Here is a 25,969-nt window from a genome sequence, read left to right as displayed (position 1 = left end):
CTTCTGTATAACCTCATTTTGCCACAATGCATTACGCATCGCCTACTGGTGACCCACGCATTGCCGTTTAAACGCACAAATGCGCAGGTTTCAGCGGAAATGTTATTTTTCAGTTATATTGGTTCGCGAAATCAGAAGGAGAAAAGATGCTTTCCATTGCAATGCGAACAACAGCAGGTGCGGCGATTTTATTGATCATGCCGCTGATAATGTGGATTTCCGGCTGGAACTGGGAGCCGGGGCAAACCCGCTGGTGGCTGCATTTTTTATACTGGTTAACAGAAACCGTTACCCAACCGTGGGGAATTATCACGCATGTCTTGTTGTGCGCGTGGTTTCTCTGGTGCCTGCGTTTTCGCCTCAAGGCTGCAGTGATGCTGTTCGTTATTCTTGGCTGCGCGATTCTGGCAGGACAGGGGGTTAAATCTTTTGTCAAAGAGCGTGTGCAGGAGCCGCGACCTTTCGTCCTGTGGCTGGAACAAACGCACGATGTTCAGGCCGAACAGTTCTACACTTTGAAACGTAAGGACCGGGGAGAGTTAGTGAAAAAACAACTCTCCAGCCAGCATGATATTCCTGGGTTTTTACGTAAACACTGGCAAAAAGAGACGGGTTTCGCATTTCCCTCCGGACATACCATGTTTGCCGCAAGTTGGGCATTATTAGCCGTGGGGTTGCTGTGGCCACGCAGACGCACATGGACGATTGCTGTGCTGCTTGTGTGGGCGACAGGCGTGATGGGGAGCCGGCTGCTGTTAGGCATGCACTGGCCGCGCGATTTGGTGGTTGCGACGTTGATATCCTGGCTGCTTGTGACGTTGGCGACCTGGCTTGCCCAGCGTATTTGCGGCCCGCTCACGCCGCCTGCGGAAGAAGTACCGGAAATTATTGCTCGCGATCAAGAGGGTTGATTTCCGCTGTTTCGCCCGCAAATCAGAATTTAACATCATGCATTTCCATTTCGCGCCGGGCGCTAAAATGGTAGTTTATAGGGCTGAATGCAGTCGTTGCATATAAATTCATCGCTCGGCAGCAAATAACGGGACGTAATGTGAAATATTTACTCATTTTCTTACTGGTGTTAGCGATTTTTGTTGTGTCGATTACCCTTGGCGCGCAAAACGATCAGCAAGTCACATTCAACTATTTGCTCGCACAGGGTGAATACAGGATTTCCACGCTGCTGGCCGTGCTGTTTGCTGCTGGTTTTATTATCGGCTGGCTGATTTGTGGCCTTTTCTGGCTACGCGTTCGCGTTTCTCTGGCGCGCGCCGAACGTAAAATCAAACGTCTTGAGCACCAGCTTACTCCTGCCACAACTGTTACGGTTGCAACCGGCGCAACGGCAGTGAAGGAATAATATTTTATGCTGGAGTTGTTGTTTCTGTTGTTACCTGTCGCGGCTGCCTATGGCTGGTATATGGGGCGCAGAAATGCTCAACAGACGAAACAGGATGAGGCTAACCGGCTGTCACGTGAATACGTCGCCGGGGTTAACCTTTTACTGAGTAATCAGCAAGATAAAGCAGTTGATCTGTTCCTCGATATGTTGAAAGAGGACACCGGCACCGTTGAAGCGCACCTCACTCTCGGCAACCTTTTCCGCTCGCGCGGTGAGGTTGACCGTGCAATCCGTATTCATCAGACATTGATGGAAAGCGCGTCCCTCTCTTACGATCAGCGCCTGCTGGCGGTGCAGCAACTTGGCCGCGACTACATGGCGGCCGGCATGTACGATCGCGCGGAAGATATGTTTAACCAATTGGTGGATGAAACTGATTTTCGGGTCGGTGCGCTCCAGCAATTGCTGCAAATTTATCAGGCGACCAGTGAGTGGCAAAAAGCCATCGATGTCGCTGAGCGGCTAGTGAAACTCGGCAAAGATAAGCAGCGGGGCGAAATCGCGCATTTCTACTGTGAGCTGGCGTTGCAGCAGATGGGCAACGAAGAGATGGGGCGGGCGATGGCATTGCTGAAAAAAGGCGCTGCCGCCGATCGTGACAGCCCGCGCGTCTCTATCATGATGGGCCGTGTGTTTATGGCCGATGGCGATTATGCAAAAGCGGTGGAAAGCCTGTTACGCGTTATCGATCAGGATAAAGAACTCGTCAGCGAAACGCTGGAAATGCTGCAAACCTGCTATCAGCAATTGGGTAAAAATGACGAATGGGCAGCATTTTTACAGCGTTGCGTGGAAGAGAACACCGGTGCGACTGCCGAATTGATGTTGGCAGATATTATGGAGCGCCGCGATGGGCCTGACGCGGCGCAGAGTTATGTTACGCGACAACTGCAGCGGCATCCCACCATGCGCGTTTTCCATAAGCTAATGGATTACCACCTCAACGAAGCCGAAGAGGGGCGCGCCAAAGAGAGCCTGATGGTGCTGCGTGAAATGGTGGGCGAGCAGGTGCGCAGTAAACCCCGTTATCGCTGCCATAAATGTGGATTCACCGCGTTTACCATGTACTGGCATTGTCCGTCTTGCCGGGCGTGGTCGACCGTTAAACCGATTCGCGGCCTGGATGGCCAGTAATTTTTAAAAACATCATCATTAGTTACAACATACTAGTGATGTTTTTTTGACTATGCGGCATCTGCGCTGGTCTTCGCTTAGCAGCAAAAAAATCGAACCTGTTATTTCTACGCGCTCGCGGGTAGAATGCTCGCCGTTTATTCTTCTCGCGCCTGAGCGGGTGCCCTCATTTCAGAAGGTCTGATCATGACGTCTACTGTTTTATCGACTTCCCGCACCGTTACTGCTTCCCCGATTGTAGTAGCACTTGATTACGATAACCGCGACACGGCCATGGCGTTTGTTGACCGTATCGATCCGCGTGATTGCCGCCTGAAAGTTGGCAAAGAGATGTTCACCTTATTCGGCCCGCAACTGGTGCGCGATCTGCAACGGCGAGGTTTCGATATTTTTCTCGATTTGAAATTCCATGACATTCCCAACACGACAGCGCATGCGGTGAAAGCGGCAGCAGATTTAGGTGTCTGGATGGTGAATGTGCATGCTTCTGGCGGCGCGCGGATGATGACGGCTGCGAAAGAGGCGCTGCTTCCGTTTGGTAAAGATGCGCCGTTACTGATTGCGGTCACCGTATTGACCAGCATGGAAGCGAGTGATTTACAGGATCTTGGCATCAACGCATCGCCTGCAGAGCATGCGGAGCACCTGGCTCGCCTTACGCAGCAATGTGGCCTTGATGGCGTTGTTTGCTCCGCCCAGGAAGCTGTCCGTTTTAAAAACGCATTAGGCAAAGCATTCAAACTGGTCACGCCGGGCATTCGCCCGGTCGGCAGCGAATCTGGCGATCAGCGCCGCATCATGACGCCGGAACAGGCGTTTGCGGCAGGTGTAGACTATATGGTGATTGGCCGTCCGGTTACGCAGTCTGCCGACCCGGCGAAAACCCTTAAAGCGATTAATGCATCGTTGGGTATGGGGGAATAATGAAAGACGACAACAACCGTCTGGTCTATTCGACCGAAACCGGGCGCATTGACGAGCCAAAAGAGCAACATATACGCCCGAAAGGTGATGGTGTTGTACGTATCCTGCGCCAGACCAGTGGCCGCAAAGGCAAAGGCGTGTGCCTGATAACCGGCATTGATGAAGATGATGAAGCACTGGCTAAGCTGGCCGCAGAATTAAAGAAAAAATGCGGCTGCGGTGGTTCGGTGAAAGAGGGCGTCATTGAGATCCAGGGCGACAAACGTGATTTACTCAAATCATTGCTGGAAGCCAAAGGGATGAAAGTGAAATTAGCGGGTGGTTAAACCTGAATACAGAAAGGCCGCGGTTATTACCGCGGCCTTATTATTTACACTGTGAAACGTAGACCTGAAAAAGAAAGTATTATTTTTTATTGTCGCCGTTTAAATGACCAATTACTTACCAACCTGGTGACCGATGATACCGCCGACAGCTGCACCGCCCAGCGTACCGAGCGTGCTACCATCCGTCAGCACAGCACCACCAAGCGCACCCGCACCCGCACCGATTGCGGTATTACGATCGCGTTTAGACCAGTGACCACAAGCGCTCAGAGACATTGCCAGGGTAACTGCCAGTACTGCTGCGGCCATTTTTTTGCTTGTTAACATCATCATACTTTCTCCTGAATAATCGATTCACGGAAGAATGTTCTCTTTAAGTATAGTGCTTGTGAGCGGACCTAAAGATTTCCCGTGAAACCTTGCTGCGCAGGTGTAATTCAATCACGTCAGTGATAGTCACTTCCTGTTATATCGCTAATAATAATTTTACGCGCAGACCGGTAACAAGACAGGTAAATAGTCTTAATCGAAACGTCAGAATAGTCTCAGATATGAGGGAGATAGCCCGCGCCGGCGGGCTAACAGGATTAGCGAAACCCGCCAGTGTTAACGATATCGACAATCAGGCCTTTTTGCTGCAGTTGAAGATGTGCTTCCGGCTTAAGGGCTGAATCGGTGATCACCCGCTGAAAGCGTTCATCGGGGCCAAGCGTATAAGGATGGACTACGCCAAACTTGGAGCTATCAGTGAGCACAATCGCTTCGCTGCCTTTTTCCAGCACGGCATTGACCACGTCAGTACGCATCATGTCGCGCCCGGTAAAACCCGTTTCCGGTTGCCAGCCATCGATCCCGATAAAGGCTTTGCTGAAATGCACCTGCTGAATGTACTGGCGCGTCAGCGGGCCGACCATGCTTTCACTCTTTTTCTGATAAATGCCGCCAAGCAGGATCACTTCACACAACGCTTCTTTGAGCAGATGAGCTATATAGCTGCTCACAGTGATAATGGTGATATCACGCTGTTCGCCCAGTTTACGGGCGAGGAGGGCGTTACTGCTGCCATTCTCAATAAACACGGTTTCACCTGAACTCACCAGCGATGCTGCAAAATCTGCCAAATCACGCTTCACGGTGTAGTTGTTCATCATGCGTGTTTCTACATCGTCACTGTCCAGCGGCACAGCAAAACCATGCGTACGGCGCAAATAGCTTTGTTTTTCGAGCGTATTCAGATCCTGACGAATCGTGACTTCAGATACCCCGGTCATACGCGCGAGGTCTGTAACACTCATTTGGCCCTTGTCGATGACCGTCTGCAAAATAAGTTGTTGTCGGGAATTCATAGCCACATATTTCGAATAATGGTTTGAAGAAAGAGAATCGCCAGTACGCGCGTCGCATTCCCGGCTGCCGCGTCATGGCGAAAATAAGGGTAGTTAAATTTCCCAGGGCGTTTTCGGCGCACCAGAAGGGGCCGCTTTATCGTTGTTATCGAGATCCAATAATTCCGCCTTCAAAATTTCCAGGTTACGAATGGCGGATTGGTAATCCCCCGCAACCAGAATATCCAGAACGGTATCTATCCGGCCGGCAAGGTGTTTCACGTCGATGTCTGCCATACCTTAACCTTTATGTCGAAAAACGAATGAATTCAATGATGCAGAAAACAGTTTAAAAAGAGAAGGAAAAAAAGGAAATCTCAAAAACTTATAAGCGCCAATTATATATTCATTACGCAACAAAGAGCTGGCTCTGGCGGTGGATTAGTCTTGCAGTGCGCGCAATGCGCTTTTATTACCGGAGGATAAAGCAATGACGATTATCAACCAGACCACCTGCAAACTGTTTACTGACGAAGAACGCTTTACGCAGCTTTCTGGCTATTACGAGGAGGAGCGCCGTACCGTGTGGATGATGCTGCGCGCCAGGCCAAGACCTTGCTTCAACCATGCGTTAATTGAGGAGATCATGAATATTTCCTGGCTTGTCCGACAAGCGGGATTTGCCGTTGATTTTTGGGTAACCGGATCGTTCGTCCCCGGCATGTTCAACACCGGCGGCGATCTACAATTTTTTGTTGATTGTATCAAGAATGGTCGACGCGAAGCCCTGCGCGCCTATGCCCGCGCCTGTGTGGATTGTGTTCACGCCGCGTCAAGAGGGTTTGATACGGGAGCCATCTCGCTGGCGATGGTCGAAGGCAGTGCGCTCGGAGGCGGTTTCGAAGCCGCGCTGGCGCACCATTTCGTGCTGGCGCAGCGCGACGCACGACTCGGTTTCCCGGAAATTGCCTTCAATCTTTTTCCCGGTATGGGCGCGTACTCACTGGTAGCGCGTCGTTCGGGAATGAAACTGGCGGAAGAGCTGATCTACAAAGGGGAGTCGCACGCGGCAGAGTGGTATGAAGCGCAAGGGCTGGTGGATGTCTCTTTCGAATCCGGGCAGGGGTTCCTTGCGACACGTACCTTTATCGATACCCTGCAACCCCGGTTAAACGGTGTGCGGGCAATGCTGCGCGCCCGCCAGCGCGTTTTGCAGTTACCGCGCAGTGAACTGATGGACATTACCGAAGACTGGGTGGACTCGGCTTTCTGTTTGCAACCGAAAGATATTGCTTATATGGAACGTTTAGTCCTGTTACAGGATCGCCACGCTGCGGTGGCACTGAAAGCGGGCTAACGCGATTTACGTGCCTGATAACGCCTGAACCACCGCTCGAATACGGCAGCGGGCATTGGTTTGGCAAATAAAAAACCCTGCCGTTCATTGACGCCATTCTTTGTAAGAAAGGCGTCTTCTTTTGCATTCTCCACACCTTCAGCAATCACCTGCAAATTAAGCGCTTGTGCGACGGCGACAATCGCCCGCACTAGTGATTGCGATATTGGCTGCTTGTGCACTTCGCGGACAAAAGATTGATCGAGTTTGATAGCGTCCAGCGGAAAACGCGCCAGTTGTGACAGGGACGAGTAACCTGTACCGAAGTCATCAAGATGCACCTGCGCGCCCAGCGCACTGAATTGCTGAATAACCGACAACGCCAGCTCCTCGTTTTCAATCAAGCAGCTCTCGGTCAGCTCCACATCAATTGGGCAATATTCAAATTTAAGATCCAGCAGCGCTTGTTTCAGATCGCTGAAAATTGTCTGATCCGCCAGTTGGCGCGCAGAGACGTTTACCGCTACGCGCACAAATATGCCTTTGTCGCGCCATTTCGCCACTTGCCGCACCACATCCAGCATGACCCAGCGCCCCAGCGGCACAATCAAACCTGACTCTTCAGCATAGGAGATAAAGTCCAGCGGCGGGATCAGGCCGCGCTCCGGCGATTGCCAGCGGACCAGCGCTTCAAGGCTACGTACTTCGCCGCGCCAGGTGATCTTCGGCTGGTAATGGATCACCAGTTGCTCTTTTTCCAGCGCTTTACGCAGATTGGTATCGAGCCATAAATATTCAAATACGCGTTGATTCATTTCCGGCGAGAAGACGCAAAACTTGCCGCGGCCACTCTCTTTAGCGGTATACATCGCCGTGTCGGCGTTGCGGATCACGCTTTCCCGGTCATTACCGTGCTGCGGAGCCAGCGAAATGCCCAGCGAACAGCCGGTGTAAACTTCAATAAGGCCGATACGGAAAGGCTGGCGTAAACGGGTCAGAATGCGCGATGCCATCGCTTCCAGCAGGCTCTGCGAAGTGTCTGTTGCCAGTACGATAAACTCATCGCCGCCGAGCCTTGCGAGCACCTGGCCTTCGTCCAGACAACTCAATATGGCCAGCGCGACTGCCTGCAAGAGTTGATCGCCGAACATATGCCCATAGGCATCATTCACTTTTTTAAAATTATCCAGATCAAGATAGACAATGCCGACCTGCGTTTCCCCGCGTGCGCTTATCGCATCGCTAATTAACTCATGAATAGCGTTGCGATTGGGTAAACCCGTCACCGTATCGGTGTTGGCGAGAACCCGCAAACGCTCTTGCGCACGCCGCTCTTCGGTAATATCCGTACCGGAGCAGATGAGGTAAATTTCATTTTTACCGCTGCCGCTGTGAACAAACTTATTGCGAAACAGAAATAAACGCTGGCCTTTACGGGTTTTAACCCAGCGTTCCACTTCATATGGCCTACCGTCACGAAAAAAACCGCTGATATTGCGTTTTGAAGCCACCGCTTCGCTGCGGCTCATAAACAGTTTAAAAACGTTTTGCCCGATGACCTCTTGCTCTTTCATGCCGGTGTATTCTTCGCTCAGGCGATTAAAACGCTGAATATTCCCGTGCTTATCGAGGATCACAATCACTGAATTCGCTTCGGAAACAACTTGCTCTGCGAAGGAGAGGCCTTGCACCAGATCGCGGGCTACTGACTTGGTATCGTGCCAGGCCGATGCGCTACCCGCCCAGGCTTTGCGGGATATTTTCCTGCCGACAAGGTGCACGGCAACGTCCTCGCCGAATAAAGAGAGATGCATCGTGAGGCTGGACGTGATGACCGTCATTTCGCGGATCCGCGCTGCTTGCTCGTCGCTCAGCGCAACAACCTGGCTGACATCGGCGTTTTCGTCCGGAGCAAAGTGCAGTGCGTTACTGTCGGCGGTTAAACGCCAAAAGGGGCTTGTCGAACCCAGATAGCGAAACAGCAGGTTCTGTTCCTGAAAGTCTTTCATGCAATCTCCCAACCCACATAAAAGCGCAACGGGTACACAATTTATTGACGGATAACCGCCTTTTTAAAGGGGGTAATCAGGCATGAACGTGTTGTTTCTTCTTGGAATGTTTTGTTAAAACCCGGCCTGGTAGCGAAAAAAGATCTGTCATAAATAGCATAAAGCCGCAGTAAACAAACAGTTGCCTGAGGTTTTATTGTGGCCGTTTTTGCAGGATTGTGTGAAGAATTCAGAAAAAAATGCGCGTGGCATCGCAACAGAAATTTGGCGCTTCCCAGGGCTGGAAAGCGCCATGATTAAAAAACGTTACAGCACCGGGCGGGCAATAACGCTGCGGGTTTCCATACGGACTTCCGCAATCGTGACATCAATAACGTCGGTCACTTTAAAGACGGTTTCACCTTTAATTTGCACGGTGCCATTTTCCTGGCTGCACACCAGTTCGTCGCGCACGGCATGAATAAACGGAGCCGGAATAAAGGCAACGGCACCATTATCCACCAGCCGTACGCGCATACCGCCGCGGCTGACATCAATAATTTCTGCCGCGAAACGGGTATCGGTACCGGCTTTGTTTTGCAGGAAACGGGCGTAGAGCCAGTCGCCGACATCGCGTTCCGCCATGCGGTTCAGGCGACGGCGCTCAGACATTTGCACCGTGGCATCGTCCTGTGGGCGCTTCGGCGTTTCGCCTTTGATAATCGCTTTCAGCAGGCGATGGTTGATCATGTCGCCGTACTTACGAATAGGCGAGGTCCAGGTCGCGTACGCTTCCAGGCCAAGACCAAAATGCGGGCCAGGTTCAACGCTGATTTCCGCGAAAGACTGGAAGCGGCGAATGCGGCTATCGAGGAAGCCTGAAGGCTGCGCATCCAGCTCGCGACGCAATTTGCAGAAACCTTCCAGCGTCAGCACTTCTTCGGCATCAACATGTATACCGTGCGTTTTCAGCATCGCGGCCAGTTGTTCGCTGTTCGCCGGGTCGAAACCAAGGTGCACGTTATAAATGCCAAAGCCGAGCTTGTCGCGCAGTACGCGTGCAGCGCAGATATTGGCGGCAATCATTGACTCTTCAACAATGCGGTTAGCAACGCGGCGTGGCTCGGCAACGATATCCAGCACTTCGCCTTTCTCGCCAAGCACAAAGCGGTAATCCGGACGGTCTTTAAATACCAGCGCGTGGTTCTGGCGCCATTGGGCGCGCAGCTGGCTGACGCGCTGCAGCAGACGGATCTGCGCCGCGATGGCATCGTTTGTTGGCTGCCAGTTACCGGTGTTTTCCAGCCAGTCGGAGACATCGTCATAAGCCAGTTTGGCTTTCGACTCAATGGTCGCCGCGAAAAATTCGATATTGTCTTTGATAGCGCCGTCTGCATCCAGCGTCATCCGACAAACCAGCGCCGGACGGACTTCGTTGGCGCGCAGAGAGCAAAGATCGTCAGACAGCTCGCGCGGCAGCATCGGGATATTGAAACCCGGCAGATAGTTGGTGAAAGCGCGAATCTTCGCAGCCTCATCGAGCTTGCTGCCTTCGGCAATCCAGGCCGTAGGATCGGCAATTGCCACGGTCAGTTGCAGTTCGCCTTCAGCGGTCTGCGCAACATACAGCGCATCGTCCATATCTTCGGTGCTGGCGCTGTCGATGGTGACAAAATCCAGCGCGGTTAAATCCACACGCTGCAGGCCGTCATCCAGCATTTCGGTCGCCACGCCATTTGGCGCTTCTTTTTCCAGATTGTGGCGCGCCAGGGTGACCCACCACGGCACAAAGTGGTCTTCAGCGAAGGTGATAAACTGCGTCAGTTCAGCGTAAAAACCGCGATCGCCTTTCAGCGGATGGCGACGCATTTCAGCGACGGCCCAGTCGCCCTCTTTGAAATCATGCTCAACGCCACGGGCGGCGCGGCAGGGGATAGCATCTTTTAGCAACGGATGATCCGGCACGATAGAGAGACGATCGTCTTTCTTTTGCACTTTGCCAACAAAACGGGTCAAGAACGGCTCGACCAGCTCTTCAGGCTCCGCGCTTTCACGGTCTTTATCGCTGTGGATGACGGCAATAATCTTGTCGCCGTGCATCACTTTCTTCATCTGCGGTGGCGGAATGAAGTAGCTTTTTTGCGCGTCGACTTCCAGAAATCCAAAGCCTTTTTCAGTGCCTTTTACAACACCTTCCGCACGCGGAGTTTGGGAATGAAGTTGCTGTTTAAGCTGCGCTAGCAGCGGGTTGTCCTGGAGCATAATTATGTATTTTCGTGGCTAAAAGAGCGGCTGACAGTTTTACGCGATTCTTCCTGCTGCGGCAAGCGCTGTTTCAGCAAAATCATGCTGCGCAACCAGTGGCAAGAGCACTTACGCTGCGCTATACCCGCCTGCGGCTACACGCTTTGCCCGAGGGCGATATGCAGCCGGTTTAACCAGCCATTTAGCGCACAAGCGACAAGCAAGCTCATTGCCGCCTGGCGGCTGTAGCCATGTTCCTCAAGCTGTAAAAATTGCGCGGGGCTGAACCTGTCCGGCGCGCAGGTAAGCATCTGAACGGCTTGCACCAGAGCGCTCTCTTTGTTTTTCCCTGCCAGCACACGATTGAGCTCGCGGCTGCCGGCGCGCAGCGCCTGCGCCAGTAACTCATCGTCACTGCCACGTTGCACTTGTTGGGTAAAACAGCTCGTGCTGCCGTTGAGGCGCGCGGTGTAGGCCGCCACCAGCCAGCTCTGCTGTTTATTGGGGCTGATTTTAGCCACCTGTTCGCTCATTTCGCCAAGCTCATTGAGCAGCAGATGTTCATGGGCCAACAAGGGGGCAAGCAGGCGTAGTTCCGGCAGCGGTTGCCAGCGCGCAAGTGACTCCATTTGCGGCGCATTTGCAGTACGTAAATCGACACTCTCGATACCGGGCTGCCATTCAGTGGCAGTATCGCTAAAAAGCGCGGCGTCCGCTTCTTGCTGGGTTTCCATACCGGGTATAAACCGCACCGGCTGGCCGAGCGATGCCTGCAGGGCGGCGACAACGCGCGCCTGGAAAGCAACAAAGCCGATAATCTGATTGATGATCACCAGGTCATACAGCGTTAATCCTACGTCTTCTAACTGTTGTCGCGCACGAGCGTCAATAACCGAGGGAGAGGCGGCAAGCTGCCGCGCATGTTGGGTAATTTGCGCCAGTCGGTAGTTGCTTTCCCGTGACGAGTCCGGGCCGGATAACGGCGCCAGCCGCGCGGCGTAGTGATTGCATAACCGTTGAACGCCGAAAACCTGCGCCGCCGTAAGGGCGGTGCTGAGGCGATCATAGGCGCTGAAAGTGCGTAAACGGCTGGTGTTTACACGCTGCGGAAATAGCAGGGCATAGATTTTTCGTGCGGGCGAAACAATGCCTTCAAGGTCGGTTTTTTGTTTCTCCGGCAGGGCGAGGTCGAGCAGAAAAGGGTCGTTTACTGTGGCCGCTTCGGGAACTAACGGTAGCGCATGTGCCCGTCTGGCACTCGACTGGGTCTCATGATACCAGTGGCTTTTGCCTTCAATCCGGCGTTGTTCCATGGTCGTTCCTTGGTCTGAAAGTGGCGATCCGGATACGACGGCATATCATTGTCGCCGGATCTTTTTTGCTGCTTAATCCTGGCGTAATGACGGAGAGGGATGAAAGATTGTTAGGTGATAATAAATATCAGAATGGCATATCGAAAAACGCCCCTTCAGAAGAAGGGGCGGTGGGGATTATTTAATTTCCAGCTCGTTCATGGCGGCGATATTGAAACCACCGTCAACATGAACCACTTCACCGGAGATACCGGCAGAGAGATCGGAGCACAGGAACGCGGCGGAGTTACCGACGTCCTCAATGGTCACAGTGCGGCGAATCGGGGTAACCGCTTCGCAATGTGCCAGCATTTTACGAAAATCTTTAATGCCGGAAGCGGCCAGTGTGCGGATCGGACCGGCGGAGATACCGTTGACACGCACGCCTTCCGGACCCATCGCGTTCGCCATATAGCGGACGTTTGCTTCCAGAGAGGCTTTTGCCAGACCCATTACGTTGTAGTTCGGGATCGCACGCTCAGCGCCCAGATAAGAGAGCGTCAGCAGCGCTGAACCCGGGTTCAGCATTTCGCGGCAGGCTTTCGCCATCGCCACAAAGCTGTAGGAGCTGATGTCGTGGGCGATTTTAAAGCCTTCGCGGGTTACCGCGTTCACGTAGTCGCCATCCAGCTGATCGCCCGGTGCGAAACCAATGGAGTGAACGAAACCGTCAAACTTCGGCCAGCTTTTCGCCAGGTCGGTGAACAGGGCGTCGATGCTTTCATCTTTAGCGACATCACATTCCAGAACGATGCTGGAACCCAACTGGGCGGCAAACTCTTCAACGCGGCCTTTCAGCTTGTCGTTCTGGTAGGTGAATGCCAGCTCAGCGCCTTCGCGGTGCATAGCCTGTGCGATGCCGTATGCGATGGACAGTTTGCTGGCGACGCCAGTAACCAGAATGCGCTTACCGGAAAGAAAACCCATAGCTCTAATCCTTATATTCATTGTTGTGGCGAGCGCCATTATATGGGGCGATCGTCGTTAAAACGCGGCGATTCTATCATGAGTCGCCGGATGAGTTAATCCGACCACTGAAACTATTGAATCAGCGGTCTTTTCGCCAGGCATCGGCTGTTAACGCTTCGCCAAAATGCCCGGCAATTAAACGTTTTGTTAAATCGTGCAGCGGCGAGGCGAGCACATCGGCGGTGCTGCCGCGCTCAACGACTTCACCCTGATGCATAACCAAAACCTGATCGCTGATATGTTTCATCATGCCGATGTGCTGGGTGACATAAATATAAGAGATACCCTGTTTTTCCTGTAATTCCAGCATCAGATTAATTAACTGCGAACGCATCGACATATCCAGCGACGCCAGCGCTTCGTCAGCAATAATCACTTTCGGACGCAGGATTAACGCCCGCGCCAGCCCCAGGCGTTGTTTTTGCCCCGGTGCCAGCATATAGGGGTAATAACTGACATGATCCGGCAACAGGCCGACCATGCGCAGCGTTTCAAGAATGCGCTTCTGGCGGACTTCCGGCTCAAGATCCGTATTCAGACGCAACGGGAAATCAAGGATTTGCGACAGTCGCTGGCGCGGGTTCAGCGAGGTGGTTGGATCCTGGAAAATCATGCGAATGTGTTGGCTGCGAAACGTGTAATCGCCGTAATGCAACGGTTTATCGTCTATCACCAGTTCGCCGGAAGACGGTTCAACCATTCCGGCCAGCATTTTCGCCAGCGTCGATTTACCGGAGCCGTTCTCACCAATAATCGCCAGCGTCTGTTTTTCCCGCAGGGTAAAGCTCAGCGGTTTAACCGCTTCAACCGTCTGGCGGCGGAACCAGCCGGTGCGATAACGGAAGGTTTTGCTCAGATTGCGCACTTCAAGCAAGGTTTCGACCATCTCACTCACTCTCCATATTCAGCGGGAAATGGCAGGCGAAGAGATGATTTCTTGCACCGGCTAACCGCGGCGTTTCCACACATTTACGCTGGGCGTAAGGGCAGCGCGGCCCCAGGCGGCAGCCGATCGGCAACTGCTCCAGCAGCGGGATCGCGCCGGGCAGGGTATTCAGGCGGCTTTTGTGCGGCATCGCGCTGCCGAAATCCGGGATCGCGCGAATCAACGCCTGCGTATAAGGGTGATGAGGCGTTGCGATCAACTCTTCGCTTGGCGCGGTCTCCACGGTCTGGCCGCAATACATCACATTGATGCGATCCGCCCATTTGCTCAGCATCTGCAAATCATGGCTGATCAGCATAATGGTGGTGTTGTTGTTCTGATTGAGCCTGTCGAGCAGGCGAAAGATTTGCGCCTGGGTGGTCGGTTCCATCGCGTTCGTCGGCTCATCGGCAATCAGCAATCGCGGTTGGTTAGCCAGCGCGATAGCAATCATCACTTTCTGGCATTCACCTTCGGTCAGCTCATAAGGGAAGCTGCGCATCGCATCTTTATGATCTTTAATGCCAACACGGTGCAGCAGCTCAATGGCGCGGCGTTTCCGCCAGCCAAAACGTTGCCACAAGCTGCCTTTCCACGTCCAGCCGGGAATATTCTGCATCAGCTGTTTGCCAACGCGCTCGGAGGGATCGAGACAGGATTGCGGTTCCTGAAAAATCATCGATACGTTGTGGCCCAGCAGCTTGCGGCGCTCACGTGAGGAGAGGCGCAGCAGATCAACATCATCAAAGCGCATACGGTCTGCGGTGACGCGCCAGTTGTCTTTGGTAACGCCGCAAATCGCTTTAGCAATCAAGCTCTTACCGGATCCGGACTCGCCAACCAGCCCGCGAATTTCACCTTCTGCCAGCGTCAGGCTGACGCGATCGACGGCTTTTACCCAGTCTTCACCGGTTTTCACTTCGATGGTGAGATTACGAATATCAAGAAGCGGCATTATTCCACCCCCGCTGTGATCGCGCGGCGGATACCGTCGCCAAGAATATTAACCAGCAATACGCTCACCATAATTGCCGCGCCCGGCAGCATTACTGTCCACGGTGCAACATAAATCAGCTCCAGCGCGTCACCAAGCATGGCACCCCATTCCGGAGAGGGCAGTTGCGCGCCCAGATCGAGAAAACCGAGTGCCGCAATATCGAGGATCGCCATCGACAGCGCGCGGGTAATTTCTGTCACCATGCCTGCGGTAATGTTCGGCAACACGGCAAACCAGAGAATATTCATGGTTGACGCACCATCAAGCCGCGCGGCAACAACATACTCTTTTTCCAGTTCGTCATGCACCAGGCTGTAAACGGAACGCACCATGCGCGGCAGCAGCGCCAGCCAGACGGCGAACATTGCGTGCGAGAGATGCGGGCCGGCGAACGCCACCACAATAATCGCCAGCAGCAGTGTCGGTAGCGACAGTAGCGTGTCGAGAATATGGTTCAGCACCGCCGAGCGCAGGCCGTGGGTACAACCGGCGAAAACGCCAAGCGCCAGCCCGCAAAGCGTTGCCGCCAGCGTAACGACAAAGGCACCGCCCACCGTTGGCGCTGCACCGCTCAACAACCGGCTTAATACATCGCGCCCTAAATCATCTGTGCCGAGAAAAAACGAAACATCGCCGTAGCGCGACCAGGAGGGTGGCAGCAACTGATAACCAAGAAATTGCTGGTCAATGCCGTAAGGGGCAAACCAGTGACCGAAAATACACAGCAGCACTAACGCGCCACAGCCATACAGGCCGATCATCGCGGTGGTATCGCCGTAAAATTTGCGCCACGCGGTTCGCAGCGCGCCAGGCGGGCGTTTTTCGCTGTAGACGCTATCGTAAGGCATACCATTCCTTATGTTTCAACGGATTAGCCAGCGCGCCGAGAATATCGGACAGCACGTTCACAATAATAACCAGTGAGCCTATCACCATCACACCTGCGGAAATCGCCGCATAATCCTGCTGGCGAATCGCATTGATCAACCAGCGCCCCAGCCCAGGCCAGCTAAAGACCATTTCGGTGATCATCGCCAGCGTCAGCATGGTCGAAAATTGCAGGCCGAGACGCGGGATCACCGGTGGCAGGGCGTTATGCAAAACATGGCGGCGCAGGATCGTCAGCCGCGAAAGGCCGCGCGTCGCCGCCGCTTTGATGTAGTTTTTATCGAACACGTCAATGGTGCTGATGCGCATCAGACGAATAACTTCGGTGGTCGGTGCCACCGCCAGCGTTAACACCGGCAACACGACATGACGTAAGGCGCTGATAATCATCTCTTCGCGCCACGGCGAATCGGAGAGCCAGGCATCAATCAGCGAAAAACCGGTCACCGTTTTGACTTCGTATAACAGATCAAAACGACCCGACACCGGTAGCCAGCCTAAATTCAGCGAGAAAAACAGGGTTAAGAGCAGTGCCAGCCAGAACACCGGGATTGAAAAGCCCAGCAGCGCAAAGGCGCTGATCATTTTATCCTGCCACTTGCCGCGCATCACACCAGCCAGCATGCCGACCGGGATACCCACTAACAAAGCGGAGCCAAACGCCAGCAGGCATAGCTCCATAGTGGCCGGAAACACCTCTTTAAGCTGTTCTGAAATTAACTGGCCATTGATGCTGGAAACACCAAAATCCCAGTGCAGCAAACCGTTAAACCAGAACACCCAGGCATTCCACAGCGACGCGCCCTGAAGCGGAGCGTGGGGCGTAAAATAGCTCAGGCTAAAGCCGACAAAGGTCAGTAAAAAAAGCGTGACCAGCAGTAATAACAGGCGGCGCAGGGTAAAGATAATCATTGTGGCGATACCTCTTGTTTTTCCCGCGAAACACCGGCAAAGGAGGCGCTACCAAACGGGCTCAGCACCAGGCCTTTGATGTCATAGCGATACGCCTGCAAACGCAGGGAAGATGCCAGCGGCAACACCGGCAATTCGCGCGCCAGTATCTGCTGCGCCTCGTCATAATCATCAATGCGCGCCGCAAGTTGCTGTGAAGCCAGCGCTTTTTGTAACACCTCGTCGAACTCACGGTTGCACCAGTGCGCAAAATTGGTCTGTGAGTTGATTGCCGCGCAACTGAGCATCGGGCGGAAGAAACTGTCCGGATCGTTACTGTCCGTTGCCCAGCCGGCAAGGGTTAAATCGTGATTCATATCCATCAGCCGCGCTTCCTGGAAACGGCCTTCCACCGGAACAATCACCACTTTAACACCGACCTGTGCCATATCTGCCTGAATCAGTTCGGCGGTTTTCAACGGGCTTGGGTTCCACGCCTGTGAACTGGTCGGCACCCACAATTGCAGCGTCAAATTTTCCAGCCCCAGCGCTTTCAGACGTTCGCGAGCCTGCGCCGGATCGTACTCGGTGATCTTCGCTTCGTTGTCATAGGCCCAGGAGGCGCGTGGCAATATTGAAGCGGCGGTTTCAGCGGTTCCGTAATAGATCGACTGCATCAGACGCTGATTATTAATGGCCAGCGCCAGTGCATGGCGCACTTCCGGGTTATTCAGCGGCGGTTTGTTGGTGTTAAACGCCAGGTAGGCGATGTTCATACCCGGGCGCAACGTGAGCCGCAAACGCGGGTCATCACGCAAAATCGTCAACTGGCTGGCGGCAGGCCAGGCCAGCACATCGCACTCGCCGGTTAACAGCTTCGACAAGCGCCCGGTGCCGCCGGATCCGAGATCGACCACCACTTGTTGCATCAATGGGGTACCACGCCAGAATTTTTCGTGACGTTGTAACCGAATATATTGCCCGGCACGATATTCATCCAGTTGATAAGGCCCGGTGCCGACCGGCTGTCGGTCAAGCAACTCCTGGCGATCGCTTTTCTCTAACTGGGCGGCGTATTCCGCCGACATCACCGAAGCATAGTGTGTCGCCAGATGCCATAAAAAGGAGGCATCCGGTTTTTTCAGGCGAAATTCAACCGTGCGGTTATCGAGCTTGCGCACGCTGTCGACAGAATCGGCAAACTGCAAGCTGTCGAAATAGGGGAAGTTACCGCCGTTGACGTTATGCCAGGGATGATTGCGCGAGAAAATGCGCTGGAAGGTGAAGACCACATCATCAGCGTTCAGGGTGCGGTGCGGCGTAAACCAGGCTGTTTTCTGGAAAGCCACGCCGTCGCGCAGGCGAAAACGGTAGGTCGCGCCGTTATCGAGCACTTCCCAGCTTTCCGCCAGCTCCGGAACCAGCCGGTAGGTATAAGGATCGACATCCAGCAGGCGATCATAAAGCTGTGCCGCCAGCGTATCGACTATCAGACCGCTGCTGACTTTTTGCGGGTTAAAGGTATCGACCTGGCCATTGACACAATAGACAAAGCCGCTGTCGCGAATATCCGCTTGCTCAGAAAGCGGTGTCGCCGCTTGCGCAAAACCCGTTGCCAGGCTTGCGGTCAATAGCAGGGAAGAGAAAACCAGACGCATGATTTTTTCAACGATTTTAAATTCATGTGCAAAGTGTATCGCACTTGCTATGGCTTCGTACAAATGTCTGCTTACGACTGCTGTTATTGTCGGCGATTTCAGCTGATTTGGTGCTTTTTCAGCAGTGCGCGCAGTTGGTGGTAAGTGAGCCCGAGTAACTCCGCCGCGCGTTTCTGGTTAAATTTCGCCTGTTGCAGGCTGGTTTGCAGCAGCGCTTTTTCTTGATCGAACTGGAATTTGCGTAAATCCAGCGGCAACGCTGGTAACCCGGCTGCTTCCCGCCCGGTTGGTGGTTGGGGAGTGATATCACGGTTGAAAGGATCAAGGATGATGTCATCAAGCGGCGTATCGATGCTGCCGTGGCGGTAAACCGAGCGCTCCACCACGTTTTTGAGTTCGCGAATATTACCCGGCCATGAATAGCCCATCAGCACGTCGCGCGCGTGATCGGTAAAGCCAGGGAAGAGCGGCAATTTCAGTTCCCGACACATCTGGATAGCGAAATGATCCGCCATCAGCATGATATCGCTCTGGCGCTGGCGCAGCGGCGGCAGGAGCACGACATCAAAGGCCAGCCGGTCGAGCAAATCCGCGCGAAATGTGCCGTCCTGTACCATTTGCGGCAGATCGGCGTTAGTGGCGCAAACCAGCCGCACATTGACCTGTAGCGGCTGGCTTCCGCCGACGCGCTCCAGCTCGCCATATTCAATCACTCGCAGCAGCTTTTCCTGTACCAGCATTGGTGCGGTGGCCAGTTCATCAAGAAACAGCGTCCCACCATCGGCACGTTCAAACCGGCCCGGATGGCGTTTTTGCGCGCCAGTAAACGCGCCCGCTTCATGGCCAAAGAGTTCGGTATCAAGCAGGTTTTCATTCAGCGCCGCGCAGTTGAGCGAAATGAACGGTCCTTGCCAGCGCGAAGAGAGAAAGTGCAAACGGTTTGCAATCAGCTCCTTACCGGTACCGCGCTCGCCGATGATCAGCACCGGCTTATCGATGGGCGCGAGGCGCGAAACCTGTTCCAGCACCTCAATAAAGCTGTTGGCCTCGCCGAGCAAGTTATCCTTTTGTTCCGACATGATGAAATTCACCACTAGTTAGTGATATTAACTACTCTAGCCTAAGTTATCGTTGCGGTAAAACTATTCATTTGCTTTATATTCAATGGGATAAAAAGTTGGCACGGCGTTTGTAATAGTCCAGCAGCAGGGCTGAGCCCGATTACAGAAATCAAGAGGAACAGATTATGGGTATTTTTTCTCGTTTTGCCGACATCGTGAACGCCAACATCAATTCACTGCTGGAAAAAGCCGAAGATCCGCAAAAGCTGGTGCGCCTGATGATCCAGGAGATGGAAGATACGCTGGTGGAGGTTCGTTCAACTTCAGCGCGTGCGCTGGCGGAGAAAAAACAGCTGACGCGTCGCATTGAACAAGCGAGCGCGCAGCAGGCCGAGTGGCAGGAAAAAGCCGAACTGGCGCTGCGGAAAGATAAAGACGATCTGGCGCGTGCGGCGCTGATTGAAAAGCAAAAACTCACCGCGCTGATTGAAACGCTTGAGCAGGAAGTGACGCTGGTGGATGAAAGTCTGACGCGGATGAAAAAAGAGATCGGCGAGCTGGAAAATAAACTCAGCGAAACCCGTGCCCGCCAGCAGGCATTAACGTTACGTCACCAGGCGGCCAGCTCATCGCGCGATGTCCGCCGTCAGCTCGACAGCGGCAAACTGGATGAAGCGATGGCGCGCTTTGAATCGTTCGAACGCCGTATCGACCAGATGGAAGCCGAAGCGGAAAGCCACGGTTTTGGAAAGCAGAAATCGCTGGATCAGCAATTTGCAGAACTGCGTGCCGATGACGAAATCAGCGAGCAACTGGCGCAGTTGAAAGCCAAAATGAAACAAGACAACGAATAATAATAACGGCGGCATCAGAAGATGCCGCTCCTCATCCGCTGTAAGGAGTACACATGAGCACGCTGTTTCTGGCTATACCCCTGACACTTTTCATCCTGTTTGTGTTGCCGGTCTGGTTATGGCTGCATTACAACAATCGCACTTCACGCGGCGAACTTAACCAGAACGAGCAGCAGCGCTTACTCCAGCTTTCCGAAGAGGCCACGAGGATGCGCGAACGTATTCAGGCGCTGGAAGATATTCTTGATGCTGAGCACCCGAACTGGAGAGACCGCTAATGGCAACCCTCGATCTAAATAAAAAGTTATGGCGTATCCCGCAGCGCGGAAAAATCGGTGGTGTCTGTGCAGGCATCGCGCAGTATCTGGATATTCGCGTCAAAGTCGTGCGTATTCTTGCCATTCTGGCGATGTTTTTCGGGCTGTTTTTCTTTGTTGTGGCGGCGTATATCGTGCTGTTTTTTGTGCTGGATCCGCTACCGGACAATTATGCCGAGAGCGAAAACGTACCGGGCAGCAGCGAATTGCTGGACGCGGTAGACGCTCAACTCGCCGCGGGAGAAGCCCGTTTGCGCCAGATGGAACGTTATGTCACCTCAGATACGTTCTCGCTGCGCAGCCGTTTCCGTCAGTTGTAGGAGAAAAATATGAATCAACGCTGGCAACAGGTTCATCGTAACGTAAAACCCGGTTTGCAGATTGTCGGAAAGCTGGCGTTGCTGACCGCGCTGCGCTTCGGCCCGGCAGGTGTTGCGGGCTGGGCGGTGAAATCCGTCGCCCGACGCCCGGTTAAGTTGCTGCTGGCGTTCGCGCTGGAGCCGTTGTTGAAGCGAGCTGCGAATAAATTTTCTCGCCGCTTCCTGTCCCAAAACGAGATAAAATAAGGGATTACGGCTAACGCTCTAAGGCAAAACGCAATGGCGATGGATCGATTTCGTAACGAATTGAATGCGCTGGTTAACCGCGGAATGGACAGGCATTTGCGTCTGGCGGTGACCGGCCTGAGCCGCAGTGGCAAAACCGCATTTATTACCGCACTGGTTAATCAATTACTGAACATTCACGCAGGTTCACGTCTGCCGTTGCTAAGCGCCGTGCGCGAAGAGCGGCTGCTTGGCGTGAAACGCGTGCCGCAGCGTGATTTTGGTATTCCCCGTTTTACCTATGATGAGGGGCTGGCGCAGTTGTATGGATCGCCGCCGGTCTGGCCGACGCCGACGCGCGGCGTCAGCGAAATCCGCCTTGCGCTGCGTTTTCGCTCCAACGATTCGCTGCTGCGCCATTTCAAAGAGACCTCCACGCTTTATCTGGAAATTGTCGACTATCCTGGCGAATGGCTGCTGGATTTACCGATGCTGGCACAGGATTACCTGAGCTGGTCGCGGCAAATGACTGGCTTGTTGCAAGGGCAGCGTCAGGCGTGGTCGGCACAATGGCGCGCCCTGTGCGCGGGGCTTGATCCACTGGCACCAGCGGATGAAAACCGGCTGGCCGAAATTGCTGCGGCGTGGACGGACTATTTGCATCAATGCAAACGAGAGGGGCTGCACTTTATTCAACCTGGCCGCTTTGTTCTGCCCGGTGATATGGCGGGCGCGCCCGCGCTGCAATTCTTCCCGTGGCCGGACGTTAACGGCACCGGGGAAGCGAAACTGGCGCAGGCCGGTAAACACACCAACGCCGGGACGCTGCGTGAACGTTACAACTATTATTGCGAGCATGTCGTCAAAGGTTTCTATAAACACCATTTCCTCAAGTTTGATCGCCAGATTGTACTGGTCGATTGCCTGCAGCCGCTGAACAACGGCCCGCAGGCGTTTAACGATATGCGGCTTGCGCTCACACAACTGATGCAAAGTTTCCACTACGGTCAGCGCACGCTGTTTCGCCGCCTGTTTGCGCCAGTTATCGACAAACTCTTATTTGCCGCCACCAAAGCCGATCATATTACGGTCGATCAGCACGCCAATATGGCGTCGCTGTTACAGCAACTGATCCAGGACGCCTGGCAAAACGCGGCGTTTGAAGGCATCAGTATGGATTGTCTGGGGCTGGCTTCTGTGCAGGCGACGCAAAGCGGCATCATCGATGTGAATGGCGAGAAGATCCCGGCGCTGCGCGGGCATCGTCTGAGCGATGGCGCGCCGCTAACCGTTTATCCCGGCGAAGTGCCCGCGCGGTTGCCGGGGCAGGCATTCTGGGACAAGCAAGGTTTTAATTTTGAGGCGTTCCGCCCGCCAGTGATGGATGTTGATATGCCGCTGCCGCATATCCGCCTGGATGCGGCGCTGGAGTTTTTGATTGGAGATAAATTGCGATGACCGAGCCGCTAAAACCGAGAATCGATTTCGCAGGCCCGCTGGAAGCGGAAAGCAGCGCGCAGTTTAAGCGGGCGCAGACCTTTAACGATAAGCAAGCGGAAAACTTTGCTCCCGCCGTGGTTGATGAACTGCCGGAAGAGGGGCAAGCCGAGGCGGTGGTCGAGGCTGCGCTGCGGCCAAAACGGAGCCTGTGGCGCAAAATGGTCACCGCCGGGTTGACGCTGTTTGGCGTAAGCGTGGTCGGACAAGGTGTGCAGTGGGCAATGAACGCCTGGCAAACTCAGGACTGGGTGGCACTGGGCGGCTGCGCCGCCGGCGCGTTGATTGTTGGCGCAGGTGTCGGTTCGGTTGCCAGCGAATGGCGACGGCTTTGGCGTTTACGCCAGCGTGCGCAGGAACGCGATGAAGCGCGTGATTTATTGCACAGCCACGCCACCGGGAAAGGGCGGGCTTTTTGCGAAAAACTGGCGCGGCAGGCAGGTATCGATCAGGCACACCCGGCGCTACAGCGCTGGTATGCGGCGATCCACGAAACGCATAACGATCGAGAAATTGTCAGCCTGTATGCGCATCTGGTTCAGCCCGTGCTGGATACTCAGGCCCGGCGTGAAATCAGCCGCTCGGCGGCGGAATCCGCGCTGATGATCGCCGTCAGTCCGCTGGCGATGGTTGATATGGCTTTTATCGCCTGGCGCAATCTGCGGCTGATCAACCGTATCGCCACGCTGTACGGTATTGAACTCGGTTACTACAGCCGTCTGCGTTTGTTCCGCTTAGTGCTGCTGAATATCGCTTTTGCGGGTGCCAGCGAACTGGTGCGTGAAATTGGCATGGACTGGGTCTCGCAGGATTTGGCGGCCCGGCTTTCGGCGCGTGCGGCGCAGGGGATTGGCGCCGGGCTGTTGACGGCGCGCCTCGGTATTAAAGCGATGGAGCTGTGCCGTCCGCTGCCATGGCTTGACGACGATAAGCCGCGCCTTGGCGATTTCCGCAGGCAATTGATTAGCCAGTTGAAAGAGACGCTTCAGAAACGCTCCGCTGACTAAAAAACCGGCGCTGCGCGCTTACCTTTACGCCGCAGTGCCGCTTTTCTCCGCAAACTGTCAATATTTGTTGACAGATATCTTCCTGCCAACCGCGAACTGGCTTATCATCCTTTCATTACGTGAATGAATAAGGGCGAATTCCCATGCGTCTTGAAGTTTTTTGTGAAGACCGGCTTGGTCTGACTCGCGAATTACTGGATTTACTGGTGCTGCGCGGTATCGACTTACGCGGGATAGAAATTGACCCTGTCGGGCGAATCTACCTGAATTTCGCCGCGCTCGAATTTAACACCTTCAGCAGCCTGATGGCTGAAATTCGCCGCATCCCCGGCGTGACGGATGTACGTACCGTGTTGTGGATGCCATCCGAACGCGAACACCGCGCGATGAGCGCGCTGCTCGAAGCGCTGCCGGAGCCGGTATTGTCGCTGGATATGAAAAGCAAAGTGGAACTGGCGAACCCGGCCAGCTGCCAGCTTTTTGCCCTGGATGCCGATAAACTTCGTAACCACAACGCGGTACAGCTAATTGCAGGGTTTAATTTCCAGCGCTGGCTCGATGGTAACCCGCAAAATTCGCATAACGAGCACGTCGTTATCGCCGGGCAAAATTTCCTGATGGAGATAACGCCGGTACACCTTGAAGGCGAGACCGGCGAACCGGTGCTGACCGGTGCGGTGGTGATGCTGCGTTCGACTATTCGTATGGGTCGCCAGTTACAAAACCTGAGCCAACAGGATCTCAGCGCGTTCAGTCAGATCGTCGCCGTGAGCCAGAAAATGCGTCAGGTGGTGGAGCAGGCGCGGAAACTGGCGATGCTCACCGCACCGCTGCTGATCACCGGCGATACCGGCACCGGTAAAGATTTGCTGGCGCATGCCTGCCATCTTGCCAGTCCGCGCGCGGCGAAACCTTATCTGGCGCTGAATTGCGCCTCCATTCCGGAAGAGTCCGTCGAAAGCGAGCTGTTTGGCCATGCGCCGGAAGGGAAAAAGGGCTTTTTCGAGCAGGCGAACGGCGGCTCGGTGCTGCTTGATGAGATTGGCGAAATGTCGCCGCGTATGCAGGTGAAACTGCTGCGTTTTCTTAACGATGGTACGTTCCGGCGTGTCGGCGAAGATCATGAAGTGCATGTGGATGTGCGCGTGATCTGCGCAACGCAGCGCAATCTGGTGGAGCTGGTGCAAAAAGGGCTGTTCCGTGAAGATCTTTATTATCGCCTGAATGTGCTGACGCTGAACTTACCGCCACTGCGCGATCGTCCGCAGGACATCATGCCGCTGACAGAGCTTTTTGTGGCCCGTTTTGCCGATGAGCAGGGCGTTCCACGACCAAAACTGTCGCAGGATGTGCATCAATTGCTCAACCGCTATGGCTGGCCGGGTAACGTGCGCCAGTTGAAAAACGCCATTTACCGGGCGCTAACGCAGCTGGAAGGCTACGAGCTGCGCGCTCAGGATATTCAACTGCCGGATTATGACGCCGCCACGGTGCCGGTGGGTGAAGATGTCATGGAGGGATCGCTGGATGAGATCACCAGCCGTTTTGAGCGCTCGGTGCTGATCCAGCTTTATCGCAACTATCCCAGCACGCGTAAACTGGCGAAGCGGCTCGGCGTTTCGCACACCGCGATTGCCAATAAACTGCGGGAATATGGCTTGAGCCAGAAGAAGGGCGACGAGTAGAAAAGAAAAAGCCTCCATTGCGGAGGCTTTTTTGTTGTAGTCAGGTTAATTAACCTTTCAGCACGTCCAGCGCGGCGGTGTAATCCGGCTCGTTGGTGATCTCATTCACCAGTTGGCTGAAAACAACAGTGTCGTTTTCGTCAATCACCACCACAGCACGCGCCGCAAGGCCTTTCAGTGCGCCATCAGAGATGCCAACACCGTAATTTTCGAGGAAGTCAGCACTGCGCAGCGTCGAAAGGGTAATGACATTGCTCAGACCTTCAGCACCGCAAAAACGGGACTGGGCAAACGGCAGGTCAGCAGAAATGCACAGCACCACGGTGTTGTTCATCTCAGTTGCTAACTGGTTAAATTTACGCACAGAAGCCGCGCAAACGCCGGTATCGATGCTTGGGAAAATGTTCAGCACTTTACGTTTACCCGCGAACTGGCTCAGTGCGACGTCGGACAGGTCTTTAGCCACGAGCGTGAACGGCTTGGCTTTTGCGCCAGCCTGCGGGATAGCGCCTGCAACCGGAACCGGATTGCCCTGAAAATGAACGAGTTGTGACATAATATCTTCCTGTTTACATATAGTTAACGTCGGCGCTAGTTTATGCCATCCACGGAGAGCACGGCAAACCAATTTTCATATCTATACT

The 25,969-nt window shown here is 54.1% G+C and carries 27 protein-coding genes; 13 read left to right on the top strand and 14 right to left on the bottom strand.

Going from position 1 to position 25,969, the window contains the following annotated elements; all coding sequences use genetic code 11:
- The first annotated feature begins 146 nt into the window (after window positions 1–146).
- The 5 genes from pgpB (at window position 147) to yciH (ending at window position 3,786) form a co-directional block, all read left to right on the top strand.
- Complete coding sequence (gene pgpB, locus RT644_RS02890) at window positions 147–911, top strand: phosphatidylglycerophosphatase B (RefSeq protein ID WP_313625543.1); 765 nt, start codon at window positions 147–149, stop codon at window positions 909–911.
- Window positions 912–1,051: 140 nt separating this feature from the next.
- Window positions 1,052–1,360: a LapA family protein gene (locus RT644_RS02885; RefSeq protein WP_016495876.1), complete on the top strand. Its 309-nt coding sequence runs from the start codon at window positions 1,052–1,054 to the stop codon at window positions 1,358–1,360.
- 6 nt (window positions 1,361–1,366) lie between these two features.
- Window positions 1,367–2,536: a lipopolysaccharide assembly protein LapB gene (lapB, locus tag RT644_RS02880; protein ID WP_045508065.1), complete on the top strand. Its 1,170-nt coding sequence runs from the start codon at window positions 1,367–1,369 to the stop codon at window positions 2,534–2,536.
- 186 nt (window positions 2,537–2,722) lie between these two features.
- Complete coding sequence (pyrF, locus tag RT644_RS02875; RefSeq protein WP_313625540.1) at window positions 2,723–3,460, top strand: orotidine-5'-phosphate decarboxylase; 738 nt, start codon at window positions 2,723–2,725, stop codon at window positions 3,458–3,460.
- Window positions 3,460–3,786 carry a stress response translation initiation inhibitor YciH gene (gene yciH, locus RT644_RS02870; protein WP_313625538.1) on the top strand — a complete coding sequence of 109 codons (327 nt, stop codon included), beginning with the start codon at window positions 3,460–3,462 and terminating at the stop codon, window positions 3,784–3,786. The genes pyrF and yciH overlap by 1 nt, the downstream gene beginning before the upstream one ends.
- Window positions 3,787–3,897: 111 nt before the next feature.
- On the opposite strand, the gene osmB is transcribed toward yciH, so the two are convergent.
- From osmB to RT644_RS02855, 3 genes are all read right to left on the bottom strand, one after another.
- The gene (gene osmB, locus RT644_RS02865; protein ID WP_025263597.1) at window positions 3,898–4,116 is read right to left on the bottom strand and encodes an osmotically-inducible lipoprotein OsmB; all 219 of its coding nucleotides are present in this window, start codon (window positions 4,114–4,116) and stop codon (window positions 3,898–3,900) included.
- Between the two features lie 257 nt (window positions 4,117–4,373).
- Window positions 4,374–5,132 (bottom strand): DNA-binding transcriptional regulator YciT, encoded by a 759-nt coding sequence (locus RT644_RS02860; RefSeq protein WP_044489347.1) that lies wholly within the window; start codon window positions 5,130–5,132, stop codon window positions 4,374–4,376.
- Between the two features lie 93 nt (window positions 5,133–5,225).
- Window positions 5,226–5,408, bottom strand: a complete 183-nt coding sequence (locus RT644_RS02855; protein WP_097405909.1) for a hypothetical protein — start codon at window positions 5,406–5,408, stop codon at window positions 5,226–5,228.
- A 193-nt stretch (window positions 5,409–5,601) separates the two neighbouring features.
- Between RT644_RS02855 and RT644_RS02850 the strand changes: the two genes are divergently transcribed.
- On the top strand, window positions 5,602–6,468 hold the full coding sequence (locus RT644_RS02850) for a crotonase/enoyl-CoA hydratase family protein (protein ID WP_313625536.1): 867 nt from the start codon (window positions 5,602–5,604) through the stop codon (window positions 6,466–6,468).
- On the opposite strand, the gene pdeR is transcribed toward RT644_RS02850, so the two are convergent.
- The 10 genes from pdeR to pspF all read right to left on the bottom strand — a co-directional run bounded on the left by pdeR (window position 6,465) and on the right by pspF (window position 19,453).
- On the bottom strand, window positions 6,465–8,456 hold the full coding sequence (pdeR, locus tag RT644_RS02845) for a cyclic di-GMP phosphodiesterase (protein ID WP_016495884.1): 1,992 nt from the start codon (window positions 8,454–8,456) through the stop codon (window positions 6,465–6,467). The genes RT644_RS02850 and pdeR overlap by 4 nt on opposite strands.
- Before the next feature lie 306 nt (window positions 8,457–8,762).
- Complete coding sequence (locus RT644_RS02840; protein WP_313625533.1) at window positions 8,763–10,697, bottom strand: exoribonuclease II; 1,935 nt, start codon at window positions 10,695–10,697, stop codon at window positions 8,763–8,765.
- Window positions 10,698–10,834: 137 nt separating this feature from the next.
- Entirely contained in the window at window positions 10,835–11,992 is a 1,158-nt protein-coding gene (locus RT644_RS02835) for a CMD domain-containing protein (RefSeq protein WP_313625531.1), read from the bottom strand.
- Window positions 11,993–12,169: 177 nt separating this feature from the next.
- Window positions 12,170–12,958: an enoyl-ACP reductase FabI gene (fabI, locus tag RT644_RS02830; RefSeq protein WP_016495887.1), complete on the bottom strand. Its 789-nt coding sequence runs from the start codon at window positions 12,956–12,958 to the stop codon at window positions 12,170–12,172.
- Between the two features lie 121 nt (window positions 12,959–13,079).
- Window positions 13,080–13,886, bottom strand: a complete 807-nt coding sequence (sapF, locus tag RT644_RS02825; RefSeq protein ID WP_016495888.1) for a putrescine export ABC transporter ATP-binding protein SapF — start codon at window positions 13,884–13,886, stop codon at window positions 13,080–13,082.
- 1 nt (window position 13,887) lies between these two features.
- Entirely contained in the window at window positions 13,888–14,880 is a 993-nt protein-coding gene (gene sapD / locus RT644_RS02820) for a putrescine export ABC transporter ATP-binding protein SapD (RefSeq protein WP_016495889.1), read from the bottom strand.
- A complete protein-coding gene (gene sapC / locus RT644_RS02815) occupies window positions 14,880–15,770 on the bottom strand; it encodes a putrescine export ABC transporter permease SapC (RefSeq protein ID WP_016495890.1) in 891 nt (296 codons plus the stop codon). The genes sapD and sapC overlap by 1 nt, the downstream gene beginning before the upstream one ends.
- Complete coding sequence (gene sapB, locus RT644_RS02810) at window positions 15,757–16,722, bottom strand: putrescine export ABC transporter permease SapB (protein WP_269231082.1); 966 nt, start codon at window positions 16,720–16,722, stop codon at window positions 15,757–15,759. Before sapB ends, sapC begins: the two co-directional genes overlap by 14 nt.
- Window positions 16,719–18,359, bottom strand: a complete 1,641-nt coding sequence (gene sapA, locus RT644_RS02805) for an ABC transporter substrate-binding protein SapA (protein ID WP_016495892.1) — start codon at window positions 18,357–18,359, stop codon at window positions 16,719–16,721. The genes sapB and sapA overlap by 4 nt, the downstream gene beginning before the upstream one ends.
- 98 nt (window positions 18,360–18,457) lie before the next feature.
- Window positions 18,458–19,453 carry a phage shock protein operon transcriptional activator gene (pspF, locus tag RT644_RS02800; protein ID WP_313625528.1) on the bottom strand — a complete coding sequence of 332 codons (996 nt, stop codon included), beginning with the start codon at window positions 19,451–19,453 and terminating at the stop codon, window positions 18,458–18,460.
- A gap of 152 nt (window positions 19,454–19,605) precedes the next feature.
- Here pspF and pspA point away from each other — a divergent pair, with 152 nt between their 5' ends.
- The 7 genes from pspA to tyrR all read left to right on the top strand — a co-directional run bounded on the left by pspA (window position 19,606) and on the right by tyrR (window position 25,325).
- Entirely contained in the window at window positions 19,606–20,274 is a 669-nt protein-coding gene (pspA, locus tag RT644_RS02795; RefSeq protein ID WP_016495894.1) for a phage shock protein PspA, read from the top strand.
- Between the two features lie 53 nt (window positions 20,275–20,327).
- Window positions 20,328–20,552 (top strand): envelope stress response membrane protein PspB, encoded by a 225-nt coding sequence (gene pspB, locus RT644_RS02790; protein WP_016495895.1) that lies wholly within the window; start codon window positions 20,328–20,330, stop codon window positions 20,550–20,552.
- Window positions 20,552–20,911 (top strand): envelope stress response membrane protein PspC, encoded by a 360-nt coding sequence (gene pspC, locus RT644_RS02785; RefSeq protein WP_160270064.1) that lies wholly within the window; start codon window positions 20,552–20,554, stop codon window positions 20,909–20,911. Before pspB ends, pspC begins: the two co-directional genes overlap by 1 nt.
- Window positions 20,912–20,920: 9 nt before the next feature.
- Window positions 20,921–21,157, top strand: a complete 237-nt coding sequence (gene pspD / locus RT644_RS02780; protein WP_016495897.1) for a phage shock protein PspD — start codon at window positions 20,921–20,923, stop codon at window positions 21,155–21,157.
- A gap of 39 nt (window positions 21,158–21,196) precedes the next feature.
- Window positions 21,197–22,594: a YcjX family protein gene (locus RT644_RS02775; protein WP_313625592.1), complete on the top strand. Its 1,398-nt coding sequence runs from the start codon at window positions 21,197–21,199 to the stop codon at window positions 22,592–22,594.
- Complete coding sequence (locus tag RT644_RS02770) at window positions 22,591–23,640, top strand: YcjF family protein (RefSeq protein ID WP_097405918.1); 1,050 nt, start codon at window positions 22,591–22,593, stop codon at window positions 23,638–23,640. Before RT644_RS02775 ends, RT644_RS02770 begins: the two co-directional genes overlap by 4 nt.
- A 143-nt stretch (window positions 23,641–23,783) precedes the next feature.
- On the top strand, window positions 23,784–25,325 hold the full coding sequence (tyrR, locus tag RT644_RS02765) for a transcriptional regulator TyrR (RefSeq protein ID WP_097405919.1): 1,542 nt from the start codon (window positions 23,784–23,786) through the stop codon (window positions 25,323–25,325).
- Between the two features lie 49 nt (window positions 25,326–25,374).
- Here tyrR and tpx read toward each other — a convergent pair whose 3' ends face one another.
- Window positions 25,375–25,881: a thiol peroxidase gene (gene tpx, locus RT644_RS02760; RefSeq protein WP_017457215.1), complete on the bottom strand. Its 507-nt coding sequence runs from the start codon at window positions 25,879–25,881 to the stop codon at window positions 25,375–25,377.
- Between the last annotated feature and the right edge of the window lie 88 nt (window positions 25,882–25,969).

This window comes from Kosakonia sp. (genome assembly GCF_032104925.1).
Classification (GTDB): domain Bacteria; phylum Pseudomonadota; class Gammaproteobacteria; order Enterobacterales; family Enterobacteriaceae; genus Kosakonia.
The sequence above is the reverse complement of the archived record's forward strand: the minus strand, read 5'-3'. Positions and strand labels throughout refer to the sequence as shown.

What these genes read in the sequence shown, in the direction of transcription:
- pgpB (WP_313625543.1), top strand. Translation starts at nt 147, where the DNA reads ATGCTTTCCATTGCAATGCGAACAACAGCAGGTGCGGCGATTTTATTG.
- lapB (WP_045508065.1), top strand. Translation starts at nt 1,367, where the DNA reads ATGCTGGAGTTGTTGTTTCTGTTGTTACCTGTCGCGGCTGCCTATGGC.
- pyrF (WP_313625540.1), top strand. Translation starts at nt 2,723, where the DNA reads ATGACGTCTACTGTTTTATCGACTTCCCGCACCGTTACTGCTTCCCCG.
- yciH (WP_313625538.1), top strand. Translation starts at nt 3,460, where the DNA reads ATGAAAGACGACAACAACCGTCTGGTCTATTCGACCGAAACCGGGCGC.
- osmB (WP_025263597.1), bottom strand. Translation starts at nt 4,116, where the DNA reads ATGATGTTAACAAGCAAAAAAATGGCCGCAGCAGTACTGGCAGTTACC.
- RT644_RS02860 (WP_044489347.1), bottom strand. Translation starts at nt 5,132, where the DNA reads ATGAATTCCCGACAACAACTTATTTTGCAGACGGTCATCGACAAGGGC.
- RT644_RS02855 (WP_097405909.1), bottom strand. Translation starts at nt 5,408, where the DNA reads ATGGCAGACATCGACGTGAAACACCTTGCCGGCCGGATAGATACCGTT.
- RT644_RS02850 (WP_313625536.1), top strand. Translation starts at nt 5,602, where the DNA reads ATGACGATTATCAACCAGACCACCTGCAAACTGTTTACTGACGAAGAA.
- pdeR (WP_016495884.1), bottom strand. Translation starts at nt 8,456, where the DNA reads ATGAAAGACTTTCAGGAACAGAACCTGCTGTTTCGCTATCTGGGTTCG.
- RT644_RS02840 (WP_313625533.1), bottom strand. Translation starts at nt 10,697, where the DNA reads ATGCTCCAGGACAACCCGCTGCTAGCGCAGCTTAAACAGCAACTTCAT.
- RT644_RS02835 (WP_313625531.1), bottom strand. Translation starts at nt 11,992, where the DNA reads ATGGAACAACGCCGGATTGAAGGCAAAAGCCACTGGTATCATGAGACC.
- fabI (WP_016495887.1), bottom strand. Translation starts at nt 12,958, where the DNA reads ATGGGTTTTCTTTCCGGTAAGCGCATTCTGGTTACTGGCGTCGCCAGC.
- sapF (WP_016495888.1), bottom strand. Translation starts at nt 13,886, where the DNA reads ATGGTCGAAACCTTGCTTGAAGTGCGCAATCTGAGCAAAACCTTCCGT.
- sapD (WP_016495889.1), bottom strand. Translation starts at nt 14,880, where the DNA reads ATGCCGCTTCTTGATATTCGTAATCTCACCATCGAAGTGAAAACCGGT.
- sapC (WP_016495890.1), bottom strand. Translation starts at nt 15,770, where the DNA reads ATGCCTTACGATAGCGTCTACAGCGAAAAACGCCCGCCTGGCGCGCTG.
- sapB (WP_269231082.1), bottom strand. Translation starts at nt 16,722, where the DNA reads ATGATTATCTTTACCCTGCGCCGCCTGTTATTACTGCTGGTCACGCTT.
- sapA (WP_016495892.1), bottom strand. Translation starts at nt 18,359, where the DNA reads ATGCGTCTGGTTTTCTCTTCCCTGCTATTGACCGCAAGCCTGGCAACG.
- pspA (WP_016495894.1), top strand. Translation starts at nt 19,606, where the DNA reads ATGGGTATTTTTTCTCGTTTTGCCGACATCGTGAACGCCAACATCAAT.
- pspB (WP_016495895.1), top strand. Translation starts at nt 20,328, where the DNA reads ATGAGCACGCTGTTTCTGGCTATACCCCTGACACTTTTCATCCTGTTT.
- pspC (WP_160270064.1), top strand. Translation starts at nt 20,552, where the DNA reads ATGGCAACCCTCGATCTAAATAAAAAGTTATGGCGTATCCCGCAGCGC.
- pspD (WP_016495897.1), top strand. Translation starts at nt 20,921, where the DNA reads ATGAATCAACGCTGGCAACAGGTTCATCGTAACGTAAAACCCGGTTTG.
- RT644_RS02775 (WP_313625592.1), top strand. Translation starts at nt 21,197, where the DNA reads ATGGATCGATTTCGTAACGAATTGAATGCGCTGGTTAACCGCGGAATG.
- RT644_RS02770 (WP_097405918.1), top strand. Translation starts at nt 22,591, where the DNA reads ATGACCGAGCCGCTAAAACCGAGAATCGATTTCGCAGGCCCGCTGGAA.
- tyrR (WP_097405919.1), top strand. Translation starts at nt 23,784, where the DNA reads ATGCGTCTTGAAGTTTTTTGTGAAGACCGGCTTGGTCTGACTCGCGAA.
- tpx (WP_017457215.1), bottom strand. Translation starts at nt 25,881, where the DNA reads ATGTCACAACTCGTTCATTTTCAGGGCAATCCGGTTCCGGTTGCAGGC.